Below are 26,998 nucleotides of genomic sequence, written 5' to 3'. Positions count from 1 at the left end.
CTGGCTTCTGCTCCGACTGGCAGGGGCCAGCATGGCGTTCAGGGCCGTGCACGCGCAGTGGGGTGCCATCTTCGCGCACCTGCCTGACCTCGGGAGCGGACAGAGCGGGAAGCCGTGTGGAAGACCCGGCCCTCCGCGCCGCTACGTCAGCGACGAGTGCCGCCACCCGATGCACGCGAAGACCTCCCGCACCGGCTTGCGGTTCTTCGCCCACGCACCCGGCGCCCCCGCCTGCGCGCTCGGCCTTGAATCCGCCGCCCACCACCTCCTCACACTCGAACTGACGGCAGCCGCCCCCGACGCCGGCGCCCACGCCGAACTCGAAGTCCCCGGGCCTGGCAGCGCCTGGAGGGCCGACGTCCTGGCCACCGACCCCACCTGGGCCTGGAAGACAGCCCCCGGAGCCCAGCTCGCCTCCCCCATCACCAACACCGACATCACCGCCCGCACCGAGAAGACGCGGACCGACAGCCCCGCCCGCCCTGGCTCAGCACCGTCCCCTCCATACGGCTCACCACCGAGGTCTGGCGTCGGGCGTCGAGTACGCCACGTTCTCGGACTGGCCCTGGTGCTCCATCCCGCCGGGCCGGTACAGCGAGCGCCGCCTCACCATCGGCCTCGGCCGATGGTGACACGGTGGACCGGCCCATGCCGAACTCCGGGACATCGGGGGCCGGGGAGGAGTCCACATGGCCCAGAGCACCGAGCACAGTGTCGGCCGCGCCGCTCAGTTCGCGATCAGCTTCGGCGCCCTTGGCGCCCTTAGCACCCGGATCGCAGACGGTGGTCTTCAGGGACGGCCTGCATACTCGCGGGCGTCGTCATGGCGGTCGCCATGTTCACCATCCGGCTCGTCGGAATCCTGGCCGCTGCCCGGGGATGACATAAGGCAGCCGCGGAGCCCCAGGGCAGCTCCGGACGCGGCGCCCTGAGGAGAAGGCGCACCCGAGCAACGCGGACCCCATACCTACTGCAATCCGTCTTCCGCCCCGGGCGCCCTCGAAGTTGCTGATCCGCCACGCCGGTCATCAGCACACTCGCCCTCATGGGGCCACTCGCCGAGACCTGAGCACACATCCACGTCGCGCTCGGTGTCACTCGCACCATCAGGTGGCCGACTGCTCCGTTTTCCCCAGACTTTGAGGATGGGGGCAAGTGCGTTGGCCAGCGCGAAATCTGCCTGCCCCGGGGCGGGGCAGACCGTCTGTCCGTCGGAGTCGCGCGTGACTGTCGACATCTGTCCGGCCCTGCGGCCATCGCGCGTCGGGGCGTACATGGTAAGCGCCTCCATGCGGTCCAAGCGGTCGCGGGGAGGGAAGAAGATGGTGTCCAGCTCTTCTTCCCCAAATGCCCTCGCGATGTTGGTACGGCCCCTCCTCGGCGGCCACTGTTGCGGCCGTGTTCCCATGAGCTTCCGCACACAATTTGACGCATGCTGGGGCCCGCTCCATTGTGTTGCATCATTCGGCAGCCACAAGGAGGTTGGACATGCGTCGACCCTGGCGGGCGGTACTCATCCCCGTTGCGTTCGGAACACTCCTCAGCACCCAGGGATCCGCCCTCGCCAATCCGCTGGGAGGCGGCAGCCAGCGGGCGGCCGCAACCGTGGCGGTAAAGGAGTTCAAGGGCGACGTCGAGTACCCGACCGCCGGCCAGACCGGCACCTTCACCGCGAAGCTGGTCGCAGACAGGGCCATCACGGTCGACGAGCTCGTCTTCGCGGTACGGGACAGCTCGGACGCGCGCCTCGACTTCGGGCACCGTACGAACGTCCAGCTTGGCACGACGGCGCAGACGTTCACGGCCTCGCGGTCGTTCCCGGCGGGCACATTCAAGATCTGGATGGCCTACCGCCAGGGCACCACCTGGACGAACCTGGCGCCGAGTCCGGCGCAGACGTTCACTGCCACCAAGTCCTCGTCCGGTGGCGAGAACCCGCCGACCGGGGTGCAACCGCAGGGCGGCGGCACCGGCTGGAACGTCAAGTGGTGGGACGAGTTCAACGGCACCTCGGTCGACTGGGGCACCAAGTGGCGCGGCAACTCCAGCTCCCTCGTCGACAACGGCCGCGGCAACAAGGACAACCAGCAGCTGGAGTACAACCTCGATCGCAACTGCCAGGAGAGGGACGGCGCGGTCACCATCACCGCAAAGCGGGAGAGCTACACCTCTCCGTCGGGCACGGGCTACGGCTGGACGTCCTGCCTGCTCACCTCGACCGGCTCCAGCGGCTACACCTTCAAGCACGCCTTCATCGAGTCGCGCGCCAAGCTGACGTACAACGTCAAGGACGCGAACGGCAAGCCGGTCTCCGACAAGCGCGGCTTCTGGCCCGCCTTTTGGACCTGGCAGGCGGACGGCGTAAACTCCTGGCAGGAGACCGATGCCTACGAGCAGTACAGCGACAACCCGCGCAAGCTCTACCTGACCTCGCACGCGGGCTCCGGCGGCGGCTGCCAGCCGACGCTGGAGTTCGACCCGGGCGACGGCTTCCACACCTACGGTGCGGACATCTCACCCAGCGGCACGAGGTTCTACATCGACGGCCAGCTGGTGTGCACCGTGGCGGGCACCCCCTCGGAGAACACGAACATCATCGAGGACCTGTACGTGTACTCCAGCCCCGGTCATGAACCGAACCCGGCGACGGTCTCGGCGCAGAAGTCGGTCGACTACGTGCGCGTCTGGCAGAGGTAGACGGGCCACGTGATGCGGGGCAGGGCCGCTGCGGTTCTGCCCCGCATCATGCCCACTCAGCGCCGGACCACCTTGCTGGGGTGGGGAGCCGAGTACGACGCCGCGCTCGCGGAGCTGGGCCAGGGGCTCCAGCCCGTAGTTGGAGGCGCGGCGCCCTGTCGGACCCGGTTCCTCCGTCTCCTTTCAATCCGTGCGTGCGGCTTTCCCGCACACGGCTTACCGGTGGTCTTCTCGACATGGCTACGCCGCCTTCGGATAGCGAACCGTGCCACGCAGGCGGTACAGCCCATGCCCATTGTGGAACTCCTGGCCCGCACCGCAGAGCACGACGTTCTGAGCGCGGCCTTCACGCCCGAGGGGCACCTCGGTTACGACCTGACAGCGCGATCCGCCTTCACCTTCCGTTTCCTGGACTCCGGGGAGGAAGAAGCGTGGCTGACCGAGCGCGGCCACGCCCACGCCTCGGTCGCGGGACCCCGGTACCCCGAGCTCCTGTGCAAGGACTCCGTCCGGCCATCAACTAAACAAATCCTTGACTGCTCAAGCTCCTGATATGCTTGAGCAGTCAAGGAGGTGGCAATGAGTGATGCGCTGGATGCGTCGCTGCGTCTCGTGAGGGCCCAGACGGCCCTGGTGAAGCGGTTCGACGCGAGTCTGGGAGGGCTGCACGGGGTGAGCCTGGCCGACTTCACGATGCTGCTGCGTCTGGGGCAGGCGCCCGGCGGTCGGATGCGCCGGGTGGACCTGGCCGAGGCGCTGGGTCTGACTGCCTCCGGGGTGACCCGGGGACTGGCGCCGCTGGAGCGGATCGGGCTGGTGACGCGCGAGACGGACGCCCGTGACGGCCGGGTGGCCTACGCCGCGCTGACCGACACCGGCCGCGCACGTCTGACGGACATGCTCGCCACGGCGGAGCAGATCGCCGCCGAGATCTTCGCCGCGCCCCCGTGGAGCCAGGAGGACATCGGCCGGCTGTCTGCGCTGCTGACGCACCTGGGCGGCACCGGCCTGCCCGGTCACACCCTCGCCCGCTGACCCCCGCATGCCTCCCGACGGATGTCTCATCCGCACCCTGGAGAACACCCACATGAAACCAACCGCCGCCACCACGGCCCACGCCCCGACAGCCATCCGCATGGAAGGCCTGCGCAAGGTCTATCCTCACGCACAGGGTGGCCTTGTCGCCGTAGACGGCCTGGACCTGACGGTCCACCAGGGAGAGTTCTTCGGCCTGCTCGGCACCAACGGCGCCGGCAAGTCCACCACCATCGGCATGCTCACCACCCTGGTCGCGCCAAGCGCCGGAAAGGCGTGGGTCGCCGGGTACGAGGTGAGTGCCGGCCCGGTCGGCGTGAAGTCCCGCATCGGTGTGGTCTCTCAAGCCAACACCCTGGACCGCGCGCTCACCGTCGCGGACAACCTCGCCTTCCGCGGCCGCTACTTCGGCATGTCCGCCCCCGCCGCCCGCCGCCGCGCGCTCGAACTGCTGGAGCGCTTCGGCCTCGCCGACAAGGCCGGCGCCAAAGCCCACCAGCTCTCCGGCGGCCAGGCCCGCCGCGTCATGATCGGCCGGGCCCTGATGCACCTGCCGGAGGTGCTCTTCCTCGACGAACCCACCGCGGGCGTGGACCCGCAGGCACGCGACGACCTCTGGCAGATCATCGCAAGCCTGCACGAGACCGGCCAGACCGTGGTACTGACCACCCACTACCTCGACGAGGCCGAAGCCCTGTGCCAACGCCTGGCCGTCATCGACCACGGGCACCTGCTCGCCTGCAACACCCCCGGCGCGATCAAGGCGTCCAGGGGAGCGCAGACGGTCATCACCGTCCACTACGACGCCGATGCCACCCCGGCCACCGAAGCCCTCCACAGCATCCCCGGCGGCCCCCACGACGTGGCCGTCGACGGCCCGACCGTACGGGTCAGCACCACACATCCCGACGGCCTCCTGGGCCACCTGCTGCGAGCCGGCAGCGCGGCCGGCCTCACCGTCCGCGACGCCACCACCACGCCCCCAGCCTGCAGACCGCCTTCCTCACCCTGACCGGACGTGACTACACGCCATGACCACCGCGAACCCCCTCGCCACCACCCCCCGCCCGCTGTCGTCCCCCCGGGCCGCCTGGCACGCCTACCGCGCGCTGACCACGCGCGACCTCCACGTCCTGGGCCGCAATCTGCCCGCGCTGCTCGTCCAGGTCGGCCTCCAGCCACTGCTGTTCACCTTCGCCTTCGCCTACGTCATGCCCAGCATCGGCAGCGGACTCGGCGGCGCGACCTCGTTCTCCACGATCCTGCTGCCCGGCCTGATCGCCAGCACCCTCACCTTGCAGAGCATCATGTCCGTCACCGGGCCGCTGGCCGCCGAACTCGGCCCCGGTCGCGAGATCACCGACCGCGCCCTGGCGCCCCTGCCCGTCTGGGCCCTGGGCCTCCAGAAGATCACCTCATCCGCGATCTTCGGCCTCGTCTCGACCCTCGTCGTCGTCCCGATCGTCTGGCTCGTCCACGCCCCCGGCAACGCGCCCCGAGCCCACATCGACAACTGGCCCCTGCTGCTGACCACACTGGTACTCAGCGCGCTGCTCGCCTCCACACTCGGACTGCTGCTCGGAACCGCGGTCGACGCCTCCGCCTTCGGGCCGCTGCTCGGCCTGCTCCTGGCCGCCGCCACCATGCTGGGCTGCGTCTACTACCCATGGACCGCTCTGCAACCGATCCGCTGGGTCCAGGTCCTGACCCTGGCCAACCCGCTCGTCTATATGAGCGAGGGCCTCCGCGCCAACGTCACGCCCTCCACCGGCCACATGCCCACCTGGGCCTACCTCACCGCCCTCACCCTCGGCACCGCCGCTCTGGGCTACCTCGCCCTGCGCCGCTTCGCCCGGCGAGTGCAGACCTGACTCCGGTCCTGCCGCAGCAAATACCGGATTTACTGCGGCAGGACCGGAAGGGCAGGGCACCCGCCCGCCGGGGCGCGAGGCCGCCCGTCCTCCCCGTCGCCGCGATCGACGACTCGGCGCTGTTGGAAGCCCTGCGTGCCCGGAGACCGGCCGGGCCCGGCTCCCCTACCGCCGCGCCGAGGAGATCTTCGAGGAGAACACCCGGTCGCTCGCGAACCCGCTCGCCTCGCCCGAGGGCATCCAGGACCTGGACGGCTGGCCCCTTCACTGGCCACGTCACAGCGCCCTGACACACGATGCCGAGGCCGGCACCTCCACCCCGATGCTGCTGGCCCGCTCCCGCCACGCCTCCGTCCGATCTCTGGACCCGTACGCCCGCCCCTGCGTCGACGCAGTCGCCCGACATGTTGCTGAGCGCGACCCCGCCGCACGGCGCCGGACCTGACACCGCCCTCGTTTGCGGCTGGTGACAGCGTTCCTACCGGCACGTCGGCCGTGGGTTCAGCGTGACTGAAGTGCTTTCACTGGGAACCCACGGCGTTTCCGGCAGGCAGGCGTGAAAGTGCGGCGGGTCCGTTGCCGCTGAATCGGCAGGTCCTTCACCACTGGGCTCACTCGGCCCGCTGTCCGACACGGAGGACGCTCAGGTAACGGCGTGATGCTCGATCGCCCATCCGCGTGCGGATGCGCTCGGCTACGGCGTCGAGCAGGGGCTCTCGGACGTCGCGGTCGAGCCTCCGGTACAGCGACAACGAGCGAAGGTGATCGGCAAAGCCGTCCCCGTTGAACCACTGAACGGTCGGATACCAGCGCACGATCGTTGGGCCGAACAGTCCTCCGGGGTCTTCGACCAGGCCCCAGCCCTCGTCGGTGGTGCGCACGTCGTCCTCCAGGGGAGGATGACCCCAGTCGGGGTTCCCGGGGCAGAACTGCTCGAGGAGATCGGCGGTCTCGGCGTACACCTCCGGCTCTCCCGGCCGGCGGACAACGACGTGGCCGAGCAGCGCCATCCAGCCTCCGGGATGGAGCACGTCGTGCGCCCGCTGCCAGCCGATCGACGGGTCGACCCAGTGCCACGACTGCGCGGCCACGAGAGCATCGAAGCGTCGGCCACGGTCGTCCCACTCCTCGAACGTCGACGTCTCGACTTCGACGTTGCGGAAGGAGGCGATCCGTTGGCGAGCGAGTGCGGCCATGTCTGCGCCCGGCTCGATGGCGGTCACTGAGCATCCGAGTGCTGCCAGCGAGCGCGTCGCCTGACCGGTTCCGCAGCCCACCTCCAGCACCGACGACCTGTCGTCCGTGCCGGTGACGGCGACAAGGTCTGCGAACAGCTCGTCGGGGTATCCCGGCCGGACCCGGTCGTAGAGCTCCGGCACCTCGTTGAACACCCGGCCGAGGTCGTGTGGATTCGGGCGCATCTTCGGAGCGTCAGTCACGAGTGCACAAGCTATGAGGTTCGTCGGCGGGGACGCCACTGGTTTAACGGCAGCTCCTCGACAGCAGCCGTGTCGTCGAGCAGGTTCTGGGCGATGGCCGCGTAGCTGCTCGCGGTGGTGTGGGACAGGTTGAAGACCAGGGCGAGGTGCAGCGGGTCGGCGCCGGCGGTCAGTGCTTCGTGCAGGACCCGGTCGCCGCGGATGCGTTCGAGGTAGACGCCCTGGTGCAGTAGGTGCCGCTTGAGGTATTCGGGGCTGACGGGCCTGGTTCCCAGGGCGGTCTTCGCGTTGATCAGGACGTGCCGGTTGGGGGTCTTCGGCCAGGTGGCCCGGCGCTGGTCGAGCCAGGCCAGCAGGGTCTGGTGGGGCAGTTCGCCGAGCCGTTGGCCGTGTCCGGCGATGGTGATCCTACGGTTGGGCAGGTCGAGGTCGTCCAGTGTGAGGCGGCGGATGGCGGTGGCGCGGGCGGCGTGGACGGCGGCCAGGGCGACGATCAGCCGTTGCGCCGGGGTGACGGCGATCCGTTGGACGGCGAGCACTTCGGCGTCGGTCATCGGCAGCAGGCTGCGTGGGATGTCTTCCATCCTGAGGCGAGTGGTGGGGTTGGCGAAGATCAGGCCGCGCTTCTTGGCGAAGCGGAACAGTGAGCGCAGTGCGGCGATGGCGTTGCGCCGCTGCCATCCGCGCAGGGGTGACAGCGCGGCCGTGACGTCGGTGACGGTGATCTCGCGCAGGTGTCCACGGGTCGTCGCCCAGTTCTCCAGCAGGGGGTGGACGCCGAAGTAGACGTAGACGCAAGCGTGGGACCGGGGCTTGGCACGGCTGTCGCCGTCGAGCAGGACCAGCAGCCAGGCGCGGACGTCGCTGGCGAACCCGGCGGGCAGCTCGGCGGTGCGGTTCTCGATCCAGGTGCGGACCGCCAATACGCTGTCGTTTTCCAACAGCTCCAGGTCGGTGAGGACCTCGGCGACCCGAAGGCTGGAAGCGTGTCGCGGTATTCGCGCACGGACTTCGGTGAGTTTCACGGGCTTGCCGGGCGGGCGGTCGGCCAGCACCGCAGTCAGGCCGTCCATCGCGCACCGCACGAGTGACGGCGACCATCCGTTGGCCTCGCTGAGCTGCTTGGCATGTGCTGCGGCCGACCGCAGCACTGGGTTGTCCGAGGTGAGGGCGGGGTGCTGCCAGTGTGGTGGGGGTGGGACACCCGCCTTGCGCCGGTAGTAGGAGCCCAGGCCCCGGCACTTGTTGTCGCAGTACGCCCGGTCCCGCCGCGATTCTTCGGGCAGCGGCTTGCCGCAGTGCACGCAGGTCATCGTGGCGGCAGGGACCGGCCGGTGCGAGGACGCGGGGCGACGGCGCGTGGCTGGCCCACCGCAGTGGCCTGTGAGTCAGTTGCTGGTGTCGGCTCCGGCACTCGCGCCGGCTCGGGCAGCAGCAGTTCGTCGACGCCGCAGGCGAGCACCGCGCAGATGACGTCCAGCTCGTCGAGTTTGACGGTGTTCGGCTGACCGGACCACAGGCCCGACATCTTCCCCGCGCTGATCACCACGCCGCGTTCGGCGAGCATCCGCTGGAGTTCGCTGGCCTTCCAGATGCCGCGGTTGGCGGCCGCCAGGCGAAGGTTCCACTTCACTGGGCCAGTCCTTTCCATCGGTCGGTGGCGCGCTGCTGTCCGGCGACCCAGGCGTCTTCGACATGGGTGCCGTGGACGTGGATATACCGGGCCGTGGTACCGGTCCAGGTATGTCCGAGGAGCTCCTGGATCGCGAACAAGGTCATGCCGGCGAGATAGAGCTGGGAGGCGCAGAAGTGCCGCAGCACGTGCGGGGTGAGCTTCCCGGCCCAGGTGGGCAGGTGCTGGGCGGCGGCGTCGGCCAGCGACCGGCGGAAGACGTCGGCGGTCGCCCGCGAGCACGAGCCGTCCTGGTTCTTGCGCTCGGAGGGGAACAGTGGGGCGCCCGGCCGGGTGTGGTCGGCGTCGAAGTGGCCCCACACGTCCTCGATGAATCACCGCAGGTTGCGGTCGGCGCCGTTGATCAGCGGCACCAGCCGTGGCTTCGGCCCGCGTCTGCGGGAGCCCTTGCCGTGCCGGATGTTGAGCTTGCCGAAGCGGCCCAGCTCCCACCGGACGTCGTCCAGGTCGAGCATCCGTGCCTCGTTGATCCGCAGCCCCACGTCCGCCGCCAGCCGGGCCACCGCGTAATTGCGGGCGGCCGGGCCGAACTTGCGGCAGGTCACCAGCTCCTCGCGCCACCCCGCGAACAGCTCCTCGATCTCTGCTTCGCTGGGCGGGATCCGCAGCTGCGGTTCCAACGAGGCCCGCGGCCGGTTCATCTCGTCCAGCGGGCACTCGACCACACGGCCGGTGAGGTTGTGCAACTCGACCTTGTGCCGCAGCTCAAGGAATTGGAAGAACACCGCCAGCGCACTCGCCCGGCCGGTCCGGGTCGACGGTTTGGCGCCGCGCAGCACCTTGCCGAAATAGACGTCGGCGTCGGCCGGCTCCATCTCCCACAGCGGACGGCCGAACCAGTCCCGGATCAGCTCCAGATGGTTGGTGTCGTTGCGGATCGTGCTGTCGACCAGACCGGCCGAGGCCCGCGCGAGTACGAACCCCGCCAGCACGTCGGTCTCGAACTCGGCGAGCTCCTCCTCGCTCACCGGCGCCCGGTACTCACGCAGATCGCGCACTACGGCCAGAGCCAACCCACGCCTCCACGACTTCACCCAGACTGAAGGAATCCCGACAGGGATGAGAGTTGCGCACTACGGATGAGGTTGGGTCAGAACGGCCGGCAGTCACCCGGACGAGGTAACAGGCCCAGGTCCAGGCACTCTCAGTCGTGCCAGGGAACTGCGGACGAACACGGAACCCGGGGACTATTGCTCACCCATGTCCTGTGACGGCTGCCACGGCGCCCAGCTCGAGCGCTTCGACGAGAGCTTGCACGTCGCCTGGACCGTCTACCGGCTCGCCCCCGCACCGCCAGCCGGCCCGCTGCTCGCCGCCTACGTCGCGACGCGGAGACCCCCGCAGGGGTCGGAACAGGAAGACACCGGGAATGGCGGAACGCTCGGCTCACGCAGGCGGATTGGGGTGGGCAGCCGAGTACGCCGCGCTCGCGGAGCTGGGCCAAGTGCTCCAGTCCGCCGGGCCGGCACAGCGGCGCCGCCTCGACATCGGCCTCGGCCGCACTGCGGAACCACGGGACCTGGGGGTGCGGGCCGCAGCCCAGCGGCCGACGCGCGGTGCTCATGATCGGCCAGTTCCGCGGACCGCCGCCTGGCGCGGGTGAATGGCGCCCGCAGTCCCGGGGTGGTTCGCCTCGACTTGCAGGCGAAGGCGGGCGAGTCCGGGAGCAGATCGGGCTGCCTGGTCTCCAGGTGGAACGCGACGGCGTCGACGTGGCTGGGCAGCTGCGGAGCGACGACGGCCGCAGTGTCGGGCCATTGACCCAGCACCCTGCCCCCCAGCGGCCAGCGCGGCGGTCTTCACGCCGCGGGTGCAGCAGGCGCTGTCGGCGGGTGCGTCACGGTTCGGGCAGTCATGACTTTCCAGTGCCAAATGCAACCTGATCGGATGTCAAGTCCACCGTCGTCGGCCGTGGAGCGCTGTCATGACAGCGGGGCCTGATCGTGTGTGGTGGTGAAGCGCTTGCGGTACTCGGTGGGCGTGATGCCCAGATGGCGGGCGAAGACGCGGCGCAGGGTCTCGTCGCTGCCGAGGCCGCTGTGGTGGGCGGCGGAGGTGATGCTGTGTCCGTCGAGGAGGAGTTGCTGGGCACGGTCGAGACGCACACGCTCGACCCAGCGGGCGGGGGTGGTGTGCAGGTCGGTCTGGAACAGCCGGGTCAGGTGCCGGGTGCTGACGGCGGCGGATGCGGCCATGGCGGGCAGGCTGTGGTCGGCGGTGGGGTCGGCGAGCACGGAGGCGGTCAGCGTGCGCAGCAGGTCGCTGCGTGCGGGTGGGGTGGCCAGTGCGGTGGAGAACTGGGACTGGCCCCCGGGACGCTGCATGAACACGACCAGCTCGCGAGCGATGTCGCGGGCGGTGTCGGGGCCGTGGTCGTGTTCTACCAGCGCCAGCATCAGGTCGATGCCAGCGCTGATGCCTGCCGAGGTGATGTAGCGGCCGTCGTGGATATGCAGGGCGTCCGGTTCGACGTGCACGCGAGGGTGGCGGCGGGCGAGGGTGCGGGCGTGGCGCCAGTGGGTGGTGGCCCGGCGGTCGTCGAGTAGGCCGAGTGCGGCCAGGACGAAGGCGCCGCTGCAGACCGAGGCGACCCGTGCCGTCTGAGCGGCGAGGGCGTCGGCCGCGGCCAGCAGTTCCTCCTGGGGACCCTGGTCGGCGAGGTGGTCGGCCCCGGCGACCACGAGGGTGTCGACGGGCCCGGCATCGGCCGCGGCGGTGGTGCCCGCCAGCACCGGCCCGCTGGACGTAGTGACGTCACCGCCGCGGGGCGAGACCAGGGCACAGGTGTAGGGGTGCCCGAGCCGGCCGGCCTGGTGCAGCACCTCCAGGGGGCCGCTGACGTCGAGCAGGGTCACGCCGTCGAACACGAGGAAGGCGATCCGATGCGTCATGTCTGAATCTGTGGTTCATATGGCTGGACAGACATGGTGCCAGCCTACGGCACGGGCGAGGGTGGAGGAGTCCACCGACCAGGTGCCAAGGAGAGGAAACCCTGATGAGCGAGACGATCGCAGGTGTGCGGATCCCGGACAGCGCCCTGGCGCGTGAGGCGACCGAGCTGGTGCGCGAGGTCAGTCCGCCGCTGCTGTTTGACCACTCACGCCGGGTGTTCTTGTTCGGGTCGCTGCGCGGCGCCGAGCAGGGGCTGCACTTCGACCCTGAGCTGCTGTACGTGGGGGCGATGTTCCACGACCTGGGGCTGACGGAACGCTTCCGCCGTACCGACCAGCGCTTCGAGATCGACGGCGCCGACGAGGCCCGCCGCTTCCTGCAGACCCACGGCATCACCGGTGAGCCGGCCGAGCGGGTGTGGACGGCCATCGCCTTGCACACCACCCCGGAGATCCCGCTGCACATGGCTCCCGAGATTGCTCTGGTCACCCGCGGCGTGGAACTGGACGTCCTGGGCATCGGCTACCACGCGGTCCCCGACGAGCAGCGCGCTGCGGTGATCGCTGCCCATCCCCGCCCCGACTTCAAGAACCGGATCCTCGCCATGTTCACCGAGGGCATCAAGGACCGCCCGGACACCACGTTCGGCAACGTCAAAGCCGACGTCCTCGCCCACTTCGTCCCCGGCTTCCGCCGCGGCGACTTCGTCGACGTCATCAAGAGCTCCGACTGGGCCGAATGAGCCCCTCTGCTACGGACAGCGCAGCTCGGCGCGTAAGAACCACAGAGGTGCGGGCGGGCTGCCCGCGGATACGGCGACAGCGGACGCGGGGTGCCCGCTGCGCGCCCGCGCCGTGGGCGGCGTGGGAGAAGGAGGCCGTCCGAGGCGCTTGAGCTGTGGCTTCTCGCGGCCTTCGCGTCAGGTCCTCAGCATCGTCGTCCAGTTCGACCACGTCCGGGTCGCGCAGCAGCCTCAGGCCCTCGTGCGATACAGACTCGATGAGGCAGAGATGTAGGTACGAGCCGCAGGCTGTCCGAGGCGCGGTGGATCCGGGCTGGTCGCGTAGGCGTCCTGGCCGCGTCCGGGCCGAACTACCCCGCCGGCACCGGGGCGCACGACGACATCACGACCATCCGTGGCCTCTCCTCAGCAGCACTCGCCGAAGTCCGACGGATCGAACGTCGGAAGAAGTACCCGTGCGCCGGGCTCGACCGGCTCGGCGCTGGCGCCGGCGGAGCTTCGTCCACCAGCCGAATCGACGGCTGTGGGGGTACGAGACGGGCGGCTGCACGGAGTGGGCCTGCTGTGGCGACCCATGGCAGGCCCGCGAGTTCCTCGAAGGGGTGATGCTGGCGGTGTCCCGCCGCAGAGCGCGCGAACTCCGGGGCCTTGCAGAGGCTTTGGACCGGCAGTACTGATTTGAGGCGCACCGCCGTCACTGCTCGGGATCAAGGCTCCCGGTTCTCCGGCGGCGAGGTCTCCTTCGACGTGGATGTTCACGAGAAATAGCAGCAGTCCATGGGGGACAGCCCGCCGCTCGGAGGGCGGCGGGCTGCCGAGTAGGAACCCGCGGTCGTCAGTCGGCCTTGGCAGGCCTGCACTGGTCCGGTTCCGTGCAGCAGAACGGCAGGTCCGGTTGCTGGTTCGCTGCCTCAGCGCCCCACGTCTACCCGAAAAGCGGGTTGTGGAAGCGTTCGCGGAACGGTCGCTCTGACCGTTCCGCTTCTCCCGGAGGCCGACCAAGCCGGGCCGTGCGCGGCGGACAAGCTCAGGCGGGCAGCTTCGTGTCGACGACGAAGCTGATCTCGATGACCTGGCCGGGGAAGGTCAGCTCGGTGACGCCCAGGACCGTGCTGGCCGGGCGGTGGTCGCCGAAGTACGCCAGGTTGCCCTCGGCCGTCGCCGTGGCATTCTGCCGCAGGTTCACCACGTACAGGGTCTGGGAGACGACCTGGTTCCGGGTGACGCGGTAGTGGTTCAGGACCTTGTCCAGGTTGACGTAGGTCTGCTTCAGCTGGGCGGCGAAATCGTCCGCGTAGAGGAACTCGCCCACCTTGTCGAGCGAGAGCTGTCCGGAGACGTGGATCAGATCGCCGGACTTGATCGCCTGCGAGTAGCCGAAGTCGCTCTCGGCCGGCACGTTGTGGTTGAAGACATCGATGGTGGTCAACGGGGTTCGCCCTCCTGGCTTACTCTCTCACGGTTACTCAGAAACTGTAGGAGAGTGAAAGTCGACCTGGAAGAACGCACTTTTCGGTGACTGAGGAACCTGATGGTGACCAAGCAGCTGCTCAAGGGCCTGCCCGAGGACGCTGACCTGAGGCGCGCGGACTCCCTGGCGCGGGAGATCTTCTCGGACGTCGCCGACAAGTGGGCATTCCTGATCATTGAGGCGCTCGGCGAGTGCACCCTGCGCTTCAGCGAGCTGCGGCACGAGGTCGAGGGGGCGTCAGCCACAAGATGTTCACCCAGAACCTGCGCATGCTGGAGCGCACCGCCTGGTCGAGCGGACGGTGCACCCCACCGTGCCGCCGCTCTGCTGAACCTAGGTCTGGCTGGTCCACCTTCACCGGCCCCGGCACGCCACTGCGGTGGTAACGCCCGGATGCATGGACCACAACTGCGTGCTTGGTGACTTGGTGTGCTCGCGGCGGGCTCGCCTGCGTCCCGAGGATGCGGGGGTGGCCTTCGGTCTGGCCCTGCCCGCCGACCCCGGCCTGAGCATCTGCCTCTACACCACCGAGGCGGGCTCCGCCTCTAGGCCAGGCCCTCAGCCGAGCCGCGTCAGCAGTGGCCCCGGCCGGCCCAGCGCACGACATGACACCCCTCCGGGCCAAGAAAGACCCGCGCGCACATCCGCAGCACGAATAACGCATTTGTCCCAGTAAGGAACAAACGTCTTGGCCAAGGGCTCGGGCACATCGAGGCGTTGGCCAGTGGCTACCGCCACGTCCCAGGCGTGGATGGCGAATTCCGTGATGAGGATTCCACCAAGTGCTTCGGCGGGCATGGGGCGGCCCACCGAGGCCCGCCTCTCCCTGCCACGCCGCCGGCTCGGACCAGGCTCTGGCCGCCGGCTCCGCCTGGCTGTTCACGAGCCGGGCCCACTCCGTCTCCGGCCGCCCGGCAAAAAGGGGCACCGGGTTCGCAGCCAGCAGGGCGGAATCCCAATCCGTGCGGGTGCCCACATCCCGTGTCAGCACGAGCATCATCGCGATGTGATTGACGAGGTCTTTCACCCTCCATTCCGAATCCGGAGTCGGATTCTCGTACTGGTCCACCGGCGTACCGCCGACAGCGTCGGCGACCAGGCCGATGCTCTGCGCCAACTGTTCCGCTCTGGCCACTGGCACCATGAGAGGTCCTTCCTTCGTGGCGCCGCGAGGCCGCACGCCTCGCGCGCGGATGGACATACCGCGGCTCGCCCCTCGCCACGTAGGCCTTCGGCCTAGTCGATGAAGACGCTCCAGGCGACCGCGTTGAGGTTGTCACGCAGGAAGATGTCGGTTCCTGCCAGGCGCTCGTCCCAGGAAGGCATCAGCTCCGCCGCGTGCGTGACGACCGCGTCCATCCAGACCTTCAGTTCGGCCTGTCGGTTGTTGTGCGGCACCTTGGCGGCGGCTGCGGCTTCCTTCAGGTCGACCGTCCGCAGCGCCTCGGCGGCTGCGGTGCGCAGGTCGCGGATGAACTCGCGGTTCGTCGCGACATCCTCGGGGGTGCCGGGCAGCGCCATGTGGCCGGTCACGATGGTGTCGAAGTCGTACTCGAGCAACTCGTCCATGGCGTCGTAGTACGCGGGCACGTGCGCGGAGAAGTACAGCCGGAAGAACGGTGCGCTCTTCGGCGCGAAGCTGTCCATCGCTCCCAGGAGTCTCTGCTCCGGGAGGTGGATGAACAGGTTGCCGGCCACGTGCCAGTCCCCCGTGTAGTCGAGGACGAACCTGACCCCGTCGATGTCCATCTCCTGGTGCCGACCGCTGAAGGTCTCGGTGGGCAGCGGGCGCCGGTCGTCCTTGGCCTCCTTGATGAGGTCGCCGGTGATCTCGTGCGCGATGATCTTCAGGCCGTCCCGGTTCAGCAGGTGAGCGGCCCCGATGTGGTCGGCGTGCGCGTGGCTGTAGATGAGGTGGGTGAGGGGCTTGGGGGTGACCGACTCCATGGCCCCCAGCAGTTTGTCCCCGAGGAACGGCGAGGCGTCCACGAGGACGACGCCGTTCTTGGTCACCAGGAACATCGTGTTGATCATCCCTTGCGTGACGAGGTAGACATCGCCGCCCAGGTCAGTGACGGCATACCCGGTGGACTCCGGAATGTCCGGCCCGAGGGCGAAGTCAGGCACGGGCTTGAACTCGGTCACGGTGATCTCCTTTGTGCGGTCCGTCCAGCGGACGGCGTGGCGATGCGGCTGTGAACGGAGCATGTTCGGGGCCCGCTCGACCCCGGGAGTTCGAGACCCGGGACGGCGAACTCGTCGGTGGCGGCGATGGGCGTTCCGGCCGAGTCGGAGCCGGTCAGGCGGGCGGCGATCTTGTGACCCATGCTCCGTCGGCCGGCTGGACGGTGCGGGCACGGTCCCATTGCGGAGCCCCGCCGTACAGCGTCGAAGAGGCCGGCGGTGTGACCGTATCCGGAGTTGAAGGCGATGCGCGGCTGTACAGAAGTTGCCGGAGGCGTCGAAAGCCTCGACTCTCTAATGGTTTCCAATGTAGACCACGTCTCCTTTGAGGGGCCCAGTGCCCGATGGAGTCCCACAGCGGCGGCTTCTTCAGGGGTCGTCATTTGGTCACCGCCAGGGCGCGCGCGGCCCGAGCTCGCAGCGGTCGCCAGATTGCACAACGGAACTCGCATCGCCCTCGGCGGGCGGGTGACTCGTTGGCCTGTCCTTGTCCGTCGCCGACGAGCGGGCCGAGCGGTTGCCGGTGACGGACACCGCCATGGTTTCGCGGAGCGGCCGACAACGACATCACCTGAATATGTGATCGGCCATCCAGGCGCAGCGTGGCCCCTCCGGCGGCTTTCCCTGCCGGGTCTTGTGCGGGCGGATATGAGGCTGAGCGGGCCGCGGAACGCCGTCGAGTGGAGGACGGGACGGCGTCGGGGCCGCTGTCTCCGGCAGCACTCCTGAAAGCCCCGTTCACTCCCCGACTCGTGCTGCCCTCACTCAACGGATCAGCCATCTCCGCTGCGGCAGACGGTTCGACGGTCATTGCCAGCTGCCTGCGTCACGCAACAGCTGTCGGCCGATGGCTGGCATCGACGCGGGGCGATCGGTTTATTCCACATCCGAGGACGTGCCGCCCGGGTCCACCACAGGGTTCGGAACCTCCGAGCGCATCCACCCTTCGGATCGAAGGACAGGTGGCCCGTCACCCGCCGCGACGTGGGGAAATCCGTCAAAAACCCCGAGACTCTGGTCGAGCGAGACCACGCCGTCCTCCGGCCGTTCATCGGTCCGCTTCCGAGCCCGGCCGATCTCGGCCTCGTCAGGGGTGAAGGGAGGTGGGGCCGTTGTTCACCGGTGATTCGATCACCGACTGCCAACGGCTGGAGAGCGAAGACGGTCTCGGGTTCGGCTACCCGCTGCGCGTCGCGGGCGAGTGGGGACTCCGGCACCCGAACCGGCCCGTGACCTGGCTGAACACCGCGAACGCGGGCGACAAGGTGATGGACCTCGAAGCCCGCTGGCAGACAGACGTACTCGATGCCCGCCCGGACGTGGTATCAATCCTCGTCGGGGTCGACGACATGGGCTGGCACACCCTGGACCGAAGGGGTACGTGATCCCCGTGGAGGAGTTCGAAGCGAGTTATGACCGCCTGCTCGCGCCCCTCGCCGAGGCGGGCACAAAGCTGATTCTCATCGAGCCGTTCCTCACACTCGCCCGCAAGTACGGCGCGCAACTGCTTGCCGCCGACCGCATGTTCGCCAAGCTCGCCGCGACGACCGGGCCGGAGTACTGGGCCGCCGACGGCGTACATCCGACGCCGGCCGGTCACGCCGCACTCGCAGCGGCCTGGCTGCGCCTGGTCGCGTGACCAGGCCTCGCGATCACCCGCAACACCGGTGATCCATGGACACGCGGATGTGGGACGCGCTGGTCAGCACGTGAAGAACGTGTACACCACCGGCCGACCATCAGGCCGCTGGCGCGCGGCAAGCAGGTCGGCGCCGACGGGGTGATGCTCGCCCGGGAGAGGCACGACATCGCCACCGCCACCAGGCCGAGGCCGTCGCTCGTCCACGTCTCTCCTGTCAGTGAGTCAGGAGAAGTTCTCGGTACAACGGTGAGGGTCCCTGCGGACCAAGCCGCCGGAGACTGGTGCGGTGCCGAGGTCGCTGTCGCCGTCCTCGTGGCGCAGCACCCAGTCGTCGAGGTCGAGGGCCGTCTCCAGCGGTTGCCTGGCCATGTGGGCCCGCAGGCTGGTCACCTCGGCGGCGGCTTCGCCCGAGCGAGTCTCCTCGGGGGAGAGCAGTTCTTCCCGGAAGGCCGTCTCGGGCATCGCGAACCGCATCCGAGCGGTGTGGGGAGTCACGTACAGGACCTCGCCGATGAGCTGCCAGTCGGTGCCGCCCATCCGCTCGAACACGGCGGCGGCTTCGAAGAACCGCTGCGCGGCGGCGAGCACTCGGGCGGCATCGGCCAGCACAGTGCCTGGCGCACGGGTGGTGCCGTCGGGGTTCAGCTCATGCTCGCCGATGGGGACGGCGGCACGCGCGAGGTCGGCCAGTTCGCATGCTTCGTAGGCCATCACCAGCCTCGCTCGCGCCGCGTCCGTGTAGGGCGCGGTGGCTCCCGCGCCGCTTTCGGTCATGTCGTCAGCCTCCGTTTCGGACGAGGGGCGGTGATTACTGCGGCTCCCCGTGTGGTCAGCCGCGCAGGAAATACAGGACGGTCGTGATCACGGCGGTCGCCGGGACGACGCCCCGAGGCAGCCAGGCGGGAAGACGACGGGCGAGATGGGCGTCGGCGAAGCCCCCGGCCACGGCGCCGACCAACATGGCGGTGAGGAACAGCACCTCGCGCTGAGATAGATGGCCGCGAGCTGGGCGATCCGCATCGGTTTGCCGACCGCGGCGTCAAGGCCGAGGCCGATGCTCCACAGGGCCAGCATCAGGATGCCTACGGCTCCGCCGAAGTATCCGCCGTACACGGCGAGGACGAACTGTCCGATCAGGACGGCTCGTGAGTTCAACACGCTGTCAGCGCCTTCGTAGACGTAGGCCCGAAAGCGGCGACGTCGCGTCGGTACACCCACGCGCCGGCCACGGCGCCGGGTACGCGGAAGGCCCGTGACACTGCGTTCGCCGTCACCGGTGGCAGGCCGAAGGCGACGAGAGCGGGCAGCGCCACGAACGTGTCCCCACCCCCTATGGCGTTCAGGACTCCGGCTGCGACACCGGCCAGCAGGACGAGGGAAAACTCGGTCACACACCGAGCATCGCTCCGTGACGCGTGGGTTCACAATGCGTGATCGGCGTACCCAGCCTAAGCCTGTGCCTTAGCCTGAGTCGGTGCGCTATGACCTGGACGACCTGCGGCTCTTTCTCCACATCGTCTCGGAGGGGTCGATCACGGGGGGCGCTCATCGCATGCACCTGAGCCTGCCCTCGGCCAGTGCCAGAGTGCGCTCGCTGGAACACCACGCCGGCGTGGCACTGCTGATCCGTGGCCGCCGGGGCGTGCGGCCCACGCCGGCGGGGACGGCCCTGGCCCGGCACGCACGCGACGTACTCGCCCAGACCGTACGGCTCGAAAGCGCCGTCGCGAGCTACACCCGGTCCCCGTCCGCTCCCCTGACCCTGCTCGGTGGCGGCTCCGCGATGCACCGGCTCGTGCCGCAGGCCCTCATCTCGTTCCTCCGCGCCCACCCGGACATCGACGTCACAATGTCCGAGAGTCGCACCCCCCAAACCGTGCGGATGCTCGCCGACGGCGAAGCGGACCTGGGGGTCGTCCTCGACGACGAGGCCCGCGACTGCGGCCTGCACATTGAGCCCCTCGGCGACGACTCCCTGGTCGTGATCGGCCAGGCCGGAGGAATCCTCGCCGGACGGACCGCGCTGACCTACAGCGAGGTCGCCGAACACCCTCTCGTCGGCCTCGACGCCGAATCCTCGCTGCGCCGCTGGATCGAGGAACACCTCGGACCGCACGCGCCGGTGGTACGCCACCGCACCACGGTCGCCAGCTTGAGCGTCCTCGTCTCCCTCGCAGCCGCCGGCGTCGGGCTCGCCGTCGTACCACGCCGCGCCATCGACCCCCACCAGCCCCTCGACGTCTGCGAACTGGGGGACCCCTGGGCCCGCCGCCACCATCTACTGGCCTGGGGCGTCAAGGATCGCACCGCGTCGACGGCCACCACGGCACTCGCCGAACACCTGCGCCACGCCGCCCTGTCCGAGCCTTCATTCCGCAACGCACACGCACACGCACGCGCAGACGCAGACGCGGACGCGGACGCCGTCGGTCAGCAACCCTTCCACGACGGCTGACCGAACATCACACGTTGGCGTTACATGTCTGCTCGACGAAGCTATGCGAGAGCAGGGCCATCACGCCGCATCCGTGTCGCGTGACCACTCTCAAAATCCCGTGGCAGGTCACGATGGGCAGGTGGCACACTGACCGTGTCAGAGGGGCGTAGCTCAGCCCGGCCAGAGCAGCGGACTCCAAACCCGCGCGCCGCAGGTTCACATCCTGCCGCCCCTGCCAGTCGCACCTCCTGGAGCGCCGAGAACGGGTCATGATGTGCTCGTGTGGGCGGCCAGCTGTCCTTGTGGCCCCCGGCCGGCGAGGTGTTCAATCTGTCTCGGAGAGCAGCGGTGTCCCGGTAGTTCGGCGCCAGTAGGGCGGTGCGGCCGAGAGATCGCGCAATGCGTTGGTCACACAGTGAATCTCTCCTCCCACGGTGCCGACGGCATGGGCGTAGTCCCAGTCCTCCACCCAGGCGACCCGGGTGCCGATGGCCGACAGCGCTGTCTCGGTGGCGCGTTCGAAGACGTCCCGGCCGTCGGGGCCGGCGTGGGAGTGGGGGGCCGGAGCAAGGTAGGTGCGGGTACCCGTGGCGACCCCGTTGGCGATGGCGGGCAGGCGGTTGGCGACGATGTCCTGGCGGGGATAGCCAGGGACCTCGAGACGGGTGAAGATCGCCGGTGCAGGCACGATGTCCTGGTTGCTCAGGCCGAGTTGGCCGGCCAGCAGGTCCAGTGCCCGGTCTATGCCGGCCGTGGCCAGATGGTTGCCCTCGAGCACGGACTTTTCGCGGAGCAGGCCGCTCGCCCCGGCCTTGCGCAGGAGGTCCGTGCCCAGGGCCGGGTCGGCGACGACGGCGGCCCAGCCGCGTTCGGTGTCGGCGGGGACGAACGAGAGGAACTCGTCGATGTGCCCGACGGCCAGCCAGCTGGTGTCGACCGCCAGCGGTGACTGTTCTCGCTGAGCCTGAAGCAGCTGGGTGAAGGTCGGATCCGGGGCGGCCTGTCCCCCGTCGGATCCGTACAGCACCCGTCCCGGGGGGAAGCGTTTGTCGGGCGGCGCGACCAGGAAGTTTCCGGTGGAGCTGAACGAGCCCCACAATTTGCTGCGTTCGCTGTCGCCGACCCGGCCGGTGTCGTACTGCTGCACGGCGGCGGTGCCCGGGCCGCGCAGTACGGTGAACGCGGAGCGTCCGGCGTCGCGCAGCGGGAAGGCGCGGGTGCTGCCCTCGGGCATCACATCGCTCGAGCGCAGCAGCACCCGCATGCGGCGCGGTGTGCCGGCGGGGCCGGGGACCTCGAAGTAACCGGTGATGAACTGGTCGCGCATCCAGCGGTCGCCGCCGGTCGGATACTCCAGCAGGCGGTCGTTCAGCCCGGCCTCGGCCAGGGCCGCGCGGAGCCGGCCGCGGAAGGTCTTCTCGCCCTTCTCGACCGGGCGGGCGGGGACATCGGGGTCGTGGCCGTGGCGCTCGGCACTCTCGGGGGTCGTGCTGTTGTCGCTGATCACCATGCGGTCGACGGGCAGCAGGTCGTGGGTGAGGATCAGTGGCGCGACCCGGAGCCGCGCCGTGTCGCGGGTGACGCGGTCACCGTCGACGACCTCGAGGGTGACGTCGATCAGGCCGTCGAAGACCTTCGGGTCGCGCACCAGGTCGCGGGCTTCCAGCGCCAGATCGACACCGGAGCGCAGTTCGTCGGCGGTGAGCCGGGCGTCCGTTCCGAGCGGCGTGGGTAGTCCGCCCTCGTGCCGTCGGAACAGGCGTGTGTAAGGGGCGGCCGTGTGATTCACGCTGATCCTGCCGTACGCTCCAGGGCCCAGTTTCGGCAGGGCGGCCAGCCGCAGCGGAGCCAGGTCGAGGGCGTCGCGGGCGCCGTTGACCTGCTCGTCGGCCGCGTCGTTGCACGCGGCCAGGGCGTCGTCGCCGAGCCGGGATCCGTTGTCCCCGAGGGTTGGGCAACGGTCGGCGCTGTCGTCCAGGTTGGGCATGACCAGCGCGCCCCGGCCGTCGCTCCAACTGCCGCGGCCCGGGAGGTCGGCGTCGGAGAGCCGGCCGTCACGGTTGGTGTCGGCGATCAGGGTGACGGCGTGGGGTGCGGCGTTGACGCTGGGCAGGTGGACGGCGGTACCGGCGAGGGTGACCACGGCGATGGCGGTGGCGCGGAGCGGCCGGGATGCACTGCGAGTCGAGGCGATGTTCGGCATGGCCCCAGCATTCGACGCGAACATCGGGTGGCGCATCGGCGCGTTGGCAGATGTTGCGGCCTCGGTCTCCGGTGAGATCTCTGCCATTCGGCAGAGGCGGCCCGACCTGCGGCGTCGATAAGCTGGCCGGATGCGTGGCGCGGAAGTGGCCTGTGGTGTCGCGGCGGCCGCCGTGGCCGTCGCGGCGGTCGTCGCACTCCCTGAGGCCGGACCCCTGATCACTCTGCCCGCCGTGGCGGCCGCCGGCTCGGCGCTGTTGCGACGACCGCGCTGGGGGGCGTGGGCCGCCGTCGTGTCGGTGGCTGCCACGGTGGCCTACCGGGGGCCTGCCGGGGGCCTGCCGGGAACGAGACCGGGCCATGGTGGCTCGTCGAGACGGCCGGGCTGCTCACCCTGCTGGTACCGGCCGCACACGCCGCCGAAGGCCGCCGCGGGTGGGCGTTGTGTGTGCTACCGGCGACGACGGTCACCGTCCTGCCGCTGCGCATCACGCCAAACCTGGAGCCACCCGCGCAACCGGCCGAGACAGCGGTCATCTGCGGACTGGCCACGATCGCCGCCCTCGCCACTCTGCTCGCCGGCCGGTATCTGCGCGCGCTCGACCGGAGGCGGGCCGGTGCGGTGGCGGAGGCCAGGCGGGCCCAACGCCTCGCGCTGGCCCGGGACCTGCACGACTTCGTGGCCCACGAGGTCAGCGGAATGCTCACCCAGGCGCAGATGGGCCAGGTAGTGGCGGCAACGGATACACACCAGGCGGTGGCCACGCTGCGGCGCATCGAGGAAGCGGGACTGCGGGCGATGGAGACCCTGGACCGGACCGTGCGGATGCTCGACGAAGAGACGCATGGAGGTGAGTGCGAGCAGCCCGCCCTGGCGGAGCTGGCCGCAGTGGTGGCACGGTTTCGTGAGGGAAGCGCCGCGCAGGTGGAACTGGACCTCGACCCGCGCATACGCGAGGTGCCGACACTGGCCTACCGGATGGTGACGGAGGCCCTGACCAACGTGCGGCGCCATGCCCCCGGTGCGACACGGATCCGGGTGGCGGTGCGCCGTACAGGCAGAGCCCTGTCGGTGAGCATCGTCAATGACGTCCGCGACATCAGCGCGTCCGGAGGTGACGCGCCGACCGGACTGCCGGGTGGCGGCAGGGGGCTGGCCGCCCTGCGCGCGCGGCTCGCGGCTGAGGCGGCCACACTCACCGCCGGACCGACGGGGACGGGCGGTTGGCAGACGGCGGCCAAGTGGCCCGACAGCCGCATCGAAAGGCGGACAGCGCAGTGATCCGGGTACTGATCGCGGACGACCAGGAGTTGGTGCGCCACGGGTTCCGGATGGTGCTCGACGCTCAGCCCGACATGATGGTCGTCGGGGACGTGGCGGACGGAGTGACCGCGGTCGAGGTGGCGCGTCGACAGCGTCCGGACGTCGTTTTGGCCGACATCCGCATGCCCGGCCTCGACGGCCTCGAAGTGGTCCGTCGGCTCGTGCCGGAAGGCCATCGAGTCGTCGTGGTCACCACATTCGACGACGACACCTACCTCGGTCCCGCCCTGCGCGACGGAGCCTCCGGTTACCTGCTGAAACGCTCCGGCCCCACGATGATGGTGGAAGCCGTACGGGCGGCGATGGCGGGCGACACCCTGATCAGCCCGTCGCTGACGGTCCGCCTGCTGCGTGGCCTGGCGTCGCCGGTCAAAGCGTCCGTGCCTGACCGCTCGTTGCTCACCGCACGGGAGACGGAGGTGGTACGGCTGGTCGCCCGGGGACTCACCAACGCGGAGATCGGGGCCGTGTTGCATGTCTCGCCAGGCACGGTCAAAAACCCACATCGCCGCCGTGCAGCGCAAACTGAACGCCCGCAACCGGGTAGCCGTCGCCGCCTGGGCATGGGCCTCGGGGCTGGCCGACCCCTGTCAACCGCAGGCCGGTCCCGGACGGGCGTGAACCCGTCCCGGCGGCGGACGGCCGATCAGGAAGGGGACGGGGAACGAGTGTGGTCCCGCCCGTCCAGCGAGCAGGTGTTCAGGAGGGTCGCGGCGTCCGCCCCGGCGGGCAGGCCGACGGTCCGGGAAGAGGGCGGTCGATGGCCTGCGGTGAGCCAGCTCTCGAGCGCCGTGAACGCCGTTCGGTGGCACGGGGTGAGGGGACGGAGCCGGTCCGGGAACATGTCGACCAAGGAGTCGGTGTGGGTGCCGCCCTCGATGCGGTAGTAGCGGTACAGGTGGCCGCGGCCGGCCTCGCGCACCATGCGGGCGTAGACATCGGAGTCCTGGCTGATCGGCAGCAGAACGTCCAGCGTGCCCTGCACGGTGATCAGCGGCCTGCCGATCCTCCCGGTGAGTGCGATTTTCTCCACGGCCTGCCTGACCTCGTCCGGACGCGCCGCGTAGTCGTAGTCGGTGTCGCAGGCCGGAGTCCCCGTCGGGCAGTACGGGGTACCCGCCTCGGCCGCCCCGTCGAAGCCGGGGTCGATTTCCTCGCGGTAGATGCGCTGGGTCAGATCCCAGTAGAACTGGTAGTAGTAGGGCCAGAGGAACTCCGACCCGGCCGGGAACCCTGCGGCGTGCAGGGCTTCTCGCGCCTGCCGGGCGCCCTCGCCCCCGGCGGCGTACACGGGGTAGTGGCGCAGCGCCTTGGGCAGGAAGCCCAGCAGGTTGGGTCCGTCGGAGCGCCACAAGGTGCCCTCCCAGTCGACTCCCCCGTCGTAGAGTTCGGGGTGGTTCTCCAGCTGCCAGCGCACCAGGTACCCGCCGTTGGACATGCCCGTCACCAGGGTGCGGGAGGGCGGGCGGTGGTAGCGCTGGGTGACCGTGGCACGGGCGACCCGGGTGAGCTGGGTGAGGCGGTCGTTCCATTCGGCTATGGCGTCGCCCGGTGCCTTCCCGTCCCGGTAGAAGGCGGGGCCCGTGTTCCCCTTGTCGGTGGCGGCGTAGGCGTAGCCGCGGGAGAGCACCCAGTCGGCGATGGCCCGGTCGTTGGCGTACTGCTCACGGTTGCCGGGGGTGCCGGTGACCACCAGACCGCCGTTCCAGACGTCGGGCAGGCGGATGACAAACTGGGCGTCGTGCCTCCAGCCGTGGTTGGTGTTGGTCGTGGAGGTGTCGGGGAAGTAGCCGTCGATCTGAACGCCGGGGACGCCGCTGGGGACGGCCAGACGCTCCGGTGTCAGCCCGGCCCAGTCGGCCGGGTCGGTGTGTCCCGAGGCAACCGTGCCCGCAGTCGTCAGCTCATCCAGGCAAGCCGACTGCTGACGCTCGGCACCCGGTACGCGTATCTTCGCCAGGTGCGCGCAGTGAGCGCCCGGGTTTCCTGGTGCGGCCGTGGCCGCCGTGGGGGCGAGCAGGAGAGCGGCCAGGGCGAGGGCTGTCGGAACACTCCGTCGCCGGATACATGGTGTGGAGCTTGGAGAGAGACGCATCGGTGTGCCTCCGAGAGTGTGCAACGATGCGCGCGAGGCTATGAGGCCCGACGTGCCCCGGTACATAGGTCTGCCGACCACCATCCATCTCCTCACAGTGGTTCGGAACTCCACCTCCTGGGCTCGCGCCGCGAGGGACGTGACCGGCCTCCAGGTCCGCGTCCGGGGCGTCCATGGTGACCGCGGCGGGCGCGTGTCCGGCAGGTACCTCGACCTGCGTCTCGCCACCGGCGACCCGGATGGCCGGCGCTCCAGCGGCCGGTCGAGGTTCCTGCGGGTGCCCGAGCGGTACGACTCCGATGCAGCGGCCGTGGTGGTCGAGCAGACGCCCCATGTGCTTGACCGCCCGCAGTACCACCGAGCGGTCCGACACGGTGAGGCGCGGCAGCTTGCGCGACAGGTGGGCCTCAAAGGCGTGCACGTCGCGCAGGTCCCGCAACCAGACGTCGATCACCAGATTGTGCGGGCCGGCCGTGATCGCGCATGAGCAGACCTCCCGCACCTCGGACAGTACCCGGCTCATCCCCTCCACGTGCTGGCCCGGGACCGATGCGAAGTAGACGGCGGACAGCGGCCATCCCGACAGCGGCCGGGCCAGATCGCAGCGCAGGCTCAGCCGGGACGTCAGCAGAGATTGCAGCCTGCGGCGCACCGTGGTCAGACTCGTGTCGGTCGCCGCCGACAGGTCGCGGCACGCCCCACAGGACCGACACCACCGTGGCGGCCAGGGCCAGCTCCAAGGTGTTCGGGAGTCGTTCCTTGATGAGCTCGAGGACCGGCATACCGTTGTAGACCGAGAGACCGAAGTCACCGTGGAGCAGCCTGCCGAGCCACAGCAGGTACTGCTCGGTGACCGGTTGGTTGAGTCCGAGATCCTCCGCCAGCCGTGCCCGGGTCGCCGCGTCGGAGTACGGTCCGGCCAAAACGTCCGCCGGATTACCCGGAAGCAGCCGGACGAGCCCGAACGCGACGACCGACAGGACGAACAGGACGGCCAGTCCACGAAGGACCCGTCGGGCGACGAACGGTGGGTACTGCGTGCGGTCCCATGCGGGATACGTACTGAGTACGGCGGATGGTGAGCGGTACCTTGCCCATTCGGATACGGAGGGCGAAGCCACTCGTCCCGCTCAGCGGACCCCCTGTGCGTCGGGAGAGCGCGGCACTACGGCTCTGTGCCAAACAGCGGGCCAGCCGCCGGGGGCAAACCACGCGCCGGCGGGTGTGGTGGGACTGCGTCGACCAGGAACGGCGGATCGCGCGTTGCCCCGACA

General features: G+C 69.6%; 25 protein-coding genes, 1 tRNA gene and 2 pseudogenes. 14 read left to right on the top strand and 14 right to left on the bottom strand.

Annotated features, from left to right (window positions below):
* Positions 1-1,488 precede the first annotated feature (1,488 nt).
* The 5 genes from ACH4S9_RS32765 to ACH4S9_RS32745 all read left to right on the top strand — a co-directional run bounded on the left by ACH4S9_RS32765 (position 1,489) and on the right by ACH4S9_RS32745 (position 5,603).
* Positions 1,489-2,697, top strand: coding sequence for a family 16 glycosylhydrolase (locus tag ACH4S9_RS32765; protein ID WP_398375166.1), 1,209 nt, complete (start codon positions 1,489-1,491; stop codon positions 2,695-2,697).
* A 288-nt stretch (positions 2,698-2,985) separates the two neighbouring features.
* The gene (locus ACH4S9_RS32760; protein WP_398375164.1) at positions 2,986-3,249 is read left to right on the top strand and encodes a DUF6204 family protein; all 264 of its coding nucleotides are present in this window, start codon (positions 2,986-2,988) and stop codon (positions 3,247-3,249) included.
* 27 nt (positions 3,250-3,276) lie between these two features.
* Positions 3,277-3,732 (top strand): MarR family transcriptional regulator, encoded by a 456-nt coding sequence (locus ACH4S9_RS32755; protein WP_358842817.1) that lies wholly within the window; start codon positions 3,277-3,279, stop codon positions 3,730-3,732.
* A gap of 52 nt (positions 3,733-3,784) precedes the next feature.
* Positions 3,785-4,744, top strand: coding sequence for an ABC transporter ATP-binding protein (locus ACH4S9_RS32750; protein ID WP_398375161.1), 960 nt, complete (start codon positions 3,785-3,787; stop codon positions 4,742-4,744).
* A gap of 19 nt (positions 4,745-4,763) precedes the next feature.
* Positions 4,764-5,603, top strand: a complete 840-nt coding sequence (locus ACH4S9_RS32745) for an ABC transporter permease (protein WP_311724150.1) — start codon at positions 4,764-4,766, stop codon at positions 5,601-5,603.
* A 611-nt stretch (positions 5,604-6,214) separates the two neighbouring features.
* Here ACH4S9_RS32745 and ACH4S9_RS32740 read toward each other — a convergent pair.
* The 6 genes from ACH4S9_RS32740 to ACH4S9_RS32715 form a co-directional block, all read right to left on the bottom strand.
* On the bottom strand, positions 6,215-7,042 hold the full coding sequence (locus ACH4S9_RS32740; protein WP_358647821.1) for a methyltransferase domain-containing protein: 828 nt from the start codon (positions 7,040-7,042) through the stop codon (positions 6,215-6,217).
* Between the two features lie 11 nt (positions 7,043-7,053).
* Positions 7,054-8,346, bottom strand: coding sequence for a hypothetical protein (locus ACH4S9_RS32735; RefSeq protein ID WP_398375158.1), 1,293 nt, complete (start codon positions 8,344-8,346; stop codon positions 7,054-7,056).
* A gap of 5 nt (positions 8,347-8,351) precedes the next feature.
* Entirely contained in the window at positions 8,352-8,675 is a 324-nt protein-coding gene (locus ACH4S9_RS32730) for a helix-turn-helix transcriptional regulator (protein WP_358647817.1), read from the bottom strand.
* Positions 8,672-9,037 (bottom strand): tyrosine-type recombinase/integrase, encoded by a 366-nt coding sequence (locus ACH4S9_RS32725; protein ID WP_398375156.1) that lies wholly within the window; start codon positions 9,035-9,037, stop codon positions 8,672-8,674. The genes ACH4S9_RS32730 and ACH4S9_RS32725 overlap by 4 nt, the downstream gene beginning before the upstream one ends.
* A 12-nt stretch (positions 9,038-9,049) precedes the next feature.
* Complete coding sequence (locus ACH4S9_RS32720; protein WP_385338052.1) at positions 9,050-9,748, bottom strand: hypothetical protein; 699 nt, start codon at positions 9,746-9,748, stop codon at positions 9,050-9,052.
* 909 nt (positions 9,749-10,657) lie between these two features.
* On the bottom strand, positions 10,658-11,626 hold the full coding sequence (locus ACH4S9_RS32715; RefSeq protein WP_398375155.1) for a GlxA family transcriptional regulator: 969 nt from the start codon (positions 11,624-11,626) through the stop codon (positions 10,658-10,660).
* Between the two features lie 104 nt (positions 11,627-11,730).
* On the opposite strand from ACH4S9_RS32715, the gene ACH4S9_RS32710 reads away from it, so the two are divergent.
* A complete protein-coding gene (locus ACH4S9_RS32710) occupies positions 11,731-12,369 on the top strand; it encodes an HD domain-containing protein (protein ID WP_398375153.1) in 639 nt (212 codons plus the stop codon).
* 1,027 nt (positions 12,370-13,396) lie between these two features.
* On the opposite strand, the gene ACH4S9_RS32705 is transcribed toward ACH4S9_RS32710, so the two are convergent.
* Positions 13,397-13,798 carry a RidA family protein gene (locus ACH4S9_RS32705; RefSeq protein ID WP_311724145.1) on the bottom strand — a complete coding sequence of 134 codons (402 nt, stop codon included), beginning with the start codon at positions 13,796-13,798 and terminating at the stop codon, positions 13,397-13,399.
* Between the two features lie 102 nt (positions 13,799-13,900).
* On the opposite strand from ACH4S9_RS32705, the pseudogene ACH4S9_RS32700 reads away from it, so the two are divergent.
* Positions 13,901-14,162, top strand: a pseudogene (locus ACH4S9_RS32700) (winged helix-turn-helix transcriptional regulator); the annotation flags it as partial.
* A 914-nt stretch (positions 14,163-15,076) separates the two neighbouring features.
* Here the strand turns inward: ACH4S9_RS32700 and ACH4S9_RS32695 are convergent.
* Complete coding sequence (locus ACH4S9_RS32695; protein WP_398375152.1) at positions 15,077-15,985, bottom strand: MBL fold metallo-hydrolase; 909 nt, start codon at positions 15,983-15,985, stop codon at positions 15,077-15,079.
* 1,151 nt (positions 15,986-17,136) lie between these two features.
* On the opposite strand from ACH4S9_RS32695, the gene ACH4S9_RS32690 reads away from it, so the two are divergent.
* The gene (locus tag ACH4S9_RS32690; RefSeq protein ID WP_398375150.1) at positions 17,137-17,409 is read left to right on the top strand and encodes a GDSL-type esterase/lipase family protein; all 273 of its coding nucleotides are present in this window, start codon (positions 17,137-17,139) and stop codon (positions 17,407-17,409) included.
* Positions 17,406-17,663, top strand: coding sequence for a hypothetical protein (locus tag ACH4S9_RS32685; protein WP_398375149.1), 258 nt, complete (start codon positions 17,406-17,408; stop codon positions 17,661-17,663). The genes ACH4S9_RS32690 and ACH4S9_RS32685 overlap by 4 nt, the downstream gene beginning before the upstream one ends.
* Positions 17,664-17,888: 225 nt before the next feature.
* On the opposite strand, the gene ACH4S9_RS32680 is transcribed toward ACH4S9_RS32685, so the two are convergent.
* The 3 genes from ACH4S9_RS32680 to ACH4S9_RS32670 all read right to left on the bottom strand — a co-directional run bounded on the left by ACH4S9_RS32680 (position 17,889) and on the right by ACH4S9_RS32670 (position 19,057).
* The gene (locus ACH4S9_RS32680) at positions 17,889-18,440 is read right to left on the bottom strand and encodes a hypothetical protein (RefSeq protein WP_398375148.1); all 552 of its coding nucleotides are present in this window, start codon (positions 18,438-18,440) and stop codon (positions 17,889-17,891) included.
* A gap of 55 nt (positions 18,441-18,495) precedes the next feature.
* The gene (locus ACH4S9_RS32675; RefSeq protein ID WP_398375146.1) at positions 18,496-18,627 is read right to left on the bottom strand and encodes a hypothetical protein; all 132 of its coding nucleotides are present in this window, start codon (positions 18,625-18,627) and stop codon (positions 18,496-18,498) included.
* Between the two features lie 190 nt (positions 18,628-18,817).
* Positions 18,818-19,057: a TSUP family transporter gene (locus tag ACH4S9_RS32670; RefSeq protein ID WP_398375144.1), complete on the bottom strand. Its 240-nt coding sequence runs from the start codon at positions 19,055-19,057 to the stop codon at positions 18,818-18,820.
* 83 nt (positions 19,058-19,140) lie between these two features.
* Here ACH4S9_RS32670 and ACH4S9_RS32665 point away from each other — a divergent pair, with 83 nt between their 5' ends.
* Both ACH4S9_RS32665 and ACH4S9_RS32660 read left to right on the top strand, forming a co-directional pair.
* Positions 19,141-20,121 carry a LysR family transcriptional regulator gene (locus ACH4S9_RS32665; protein ID WP_398375143.1) on the top strand — a complete coding sequence of 327 codons (981 nt, stop codon included), beginning with the start codon at positions 19,141-19,143 and terminating at the stop codon, positions 20,119-20,121.
* A gap of 142 nt (positions 20,122-20,263) precedes the next feature.
* Positions 20,264-20,341 (top strand) — tRNA-Trp (locus tag ACH4S9_RS32660).
* 87 nt (positions 20,342-20,428) lie between these two features.
* On the opposite strand, the gene ACH4S9_RS32655 is transcribed toward ACH4S9_RS32660, so the two are convergent.
* Positions 20,429-22,306, bottom strand: coding sequence for a protein-arginine deiminase family protein (locus ACH4S9_RS32655; protein ID WP_398375141.1), 1,878 nt, complete (start codon positions 22,304-22,306; stop codon positions 20,429-20,431).
* Positions 22,307-22,753: 447 nt separating this feature from the next.
* Between ACH4S9_RS32655 and ACH4S9_RS32650 the strand changes: the two genes are divergently transcribed.
* Positions 22,754-23,587, top strand: coding sequence for a sensor histidine kinase (locus ACH4S9_RS32650; RefSeq protein ID WP_398375140.1), 834 nt, complete (start codon positions 22,754-22,756; stop codon positions 23,585-23,587).
* Positions 23,588-23,637: 50 nt separating this feature from the next.
* A pseudogene (locus tag ACH4S9_RS32645) lies at positions 23,638-24,250 on the top strand (LuxR C-terminal-related transcriptional regulator).
* Positions 24,251-24,275: 25 nt separating this feature from the next.
* Here ACH4S9_RS32645 and ACH4S9_RS32640 read toward each other — a convergent pair.
* Positions 24,276-25,724 carry a tannase/feruloyl esterase family alpha/beta hydrolase gene (locus ACH4S9_RS32640; protein WP_398375138.1) on the bottom strand — a complete coding sequence of 483 codons (1,449 nt, stop codon included), beginning with the start codon at positions 25,722-25,724 and terminating at the stop codon, positions 24,276-24,278.
* 193 nt (positions 25,725-25,917) lie between these two features.
* Between ACH4S9_RS32640 and ACH4S9_RS32635 the strand changes: the two genes are divergently transcribed.
* Positions 25,918-26,211 carry a hypothetical protein gene (locus tag ACH4S9_RS32635; RefSeq protein ID WP_398375229.1) on the top strand — a complete coding sequence of 98 codons (294 nt, stop codon included), beginning with the start codon at positions 25,918-25,920 and terminating at the stop codon, positions 26,209-26,211.
* On the opposite strand, the gene ACH4S9_RS32630 is transcribed toward ACH4S9_RS32635, so the two are convergent.
* Positions 26,132-26,845, bottom strand: a complete 714-nt coding sequence (locus ACH4S9_RS32630; RefSeq protein WP_385338087.1) for an ABC transporter permease — start codon at positions 26,843-26,845, stop codon at positions 26,132-26,134. The genes ACH4S9_RS32635 and ACH4S9_RS32630 overlap by 80 nt on opposite strands.
* Between the last annotated feature and the right edge of the window lie 153 nt (positions 26,846-26,998).

The organism is Streptomyces sp. NPDC021225 (assembly GCF_044332865.1).
In the GTDB taxonomy this organism is placed as follows: domain Bacteria; phylum Actinomycetota; class Actinomycetes; order Streptomycetales; family Streptomycetaceae; genus Streptomyces.
The sequence above is the reverse complement of the archived record's forward strand: the minus strand, read 5'-3'. Positions and strand labels throughout refer to the sequence as shown.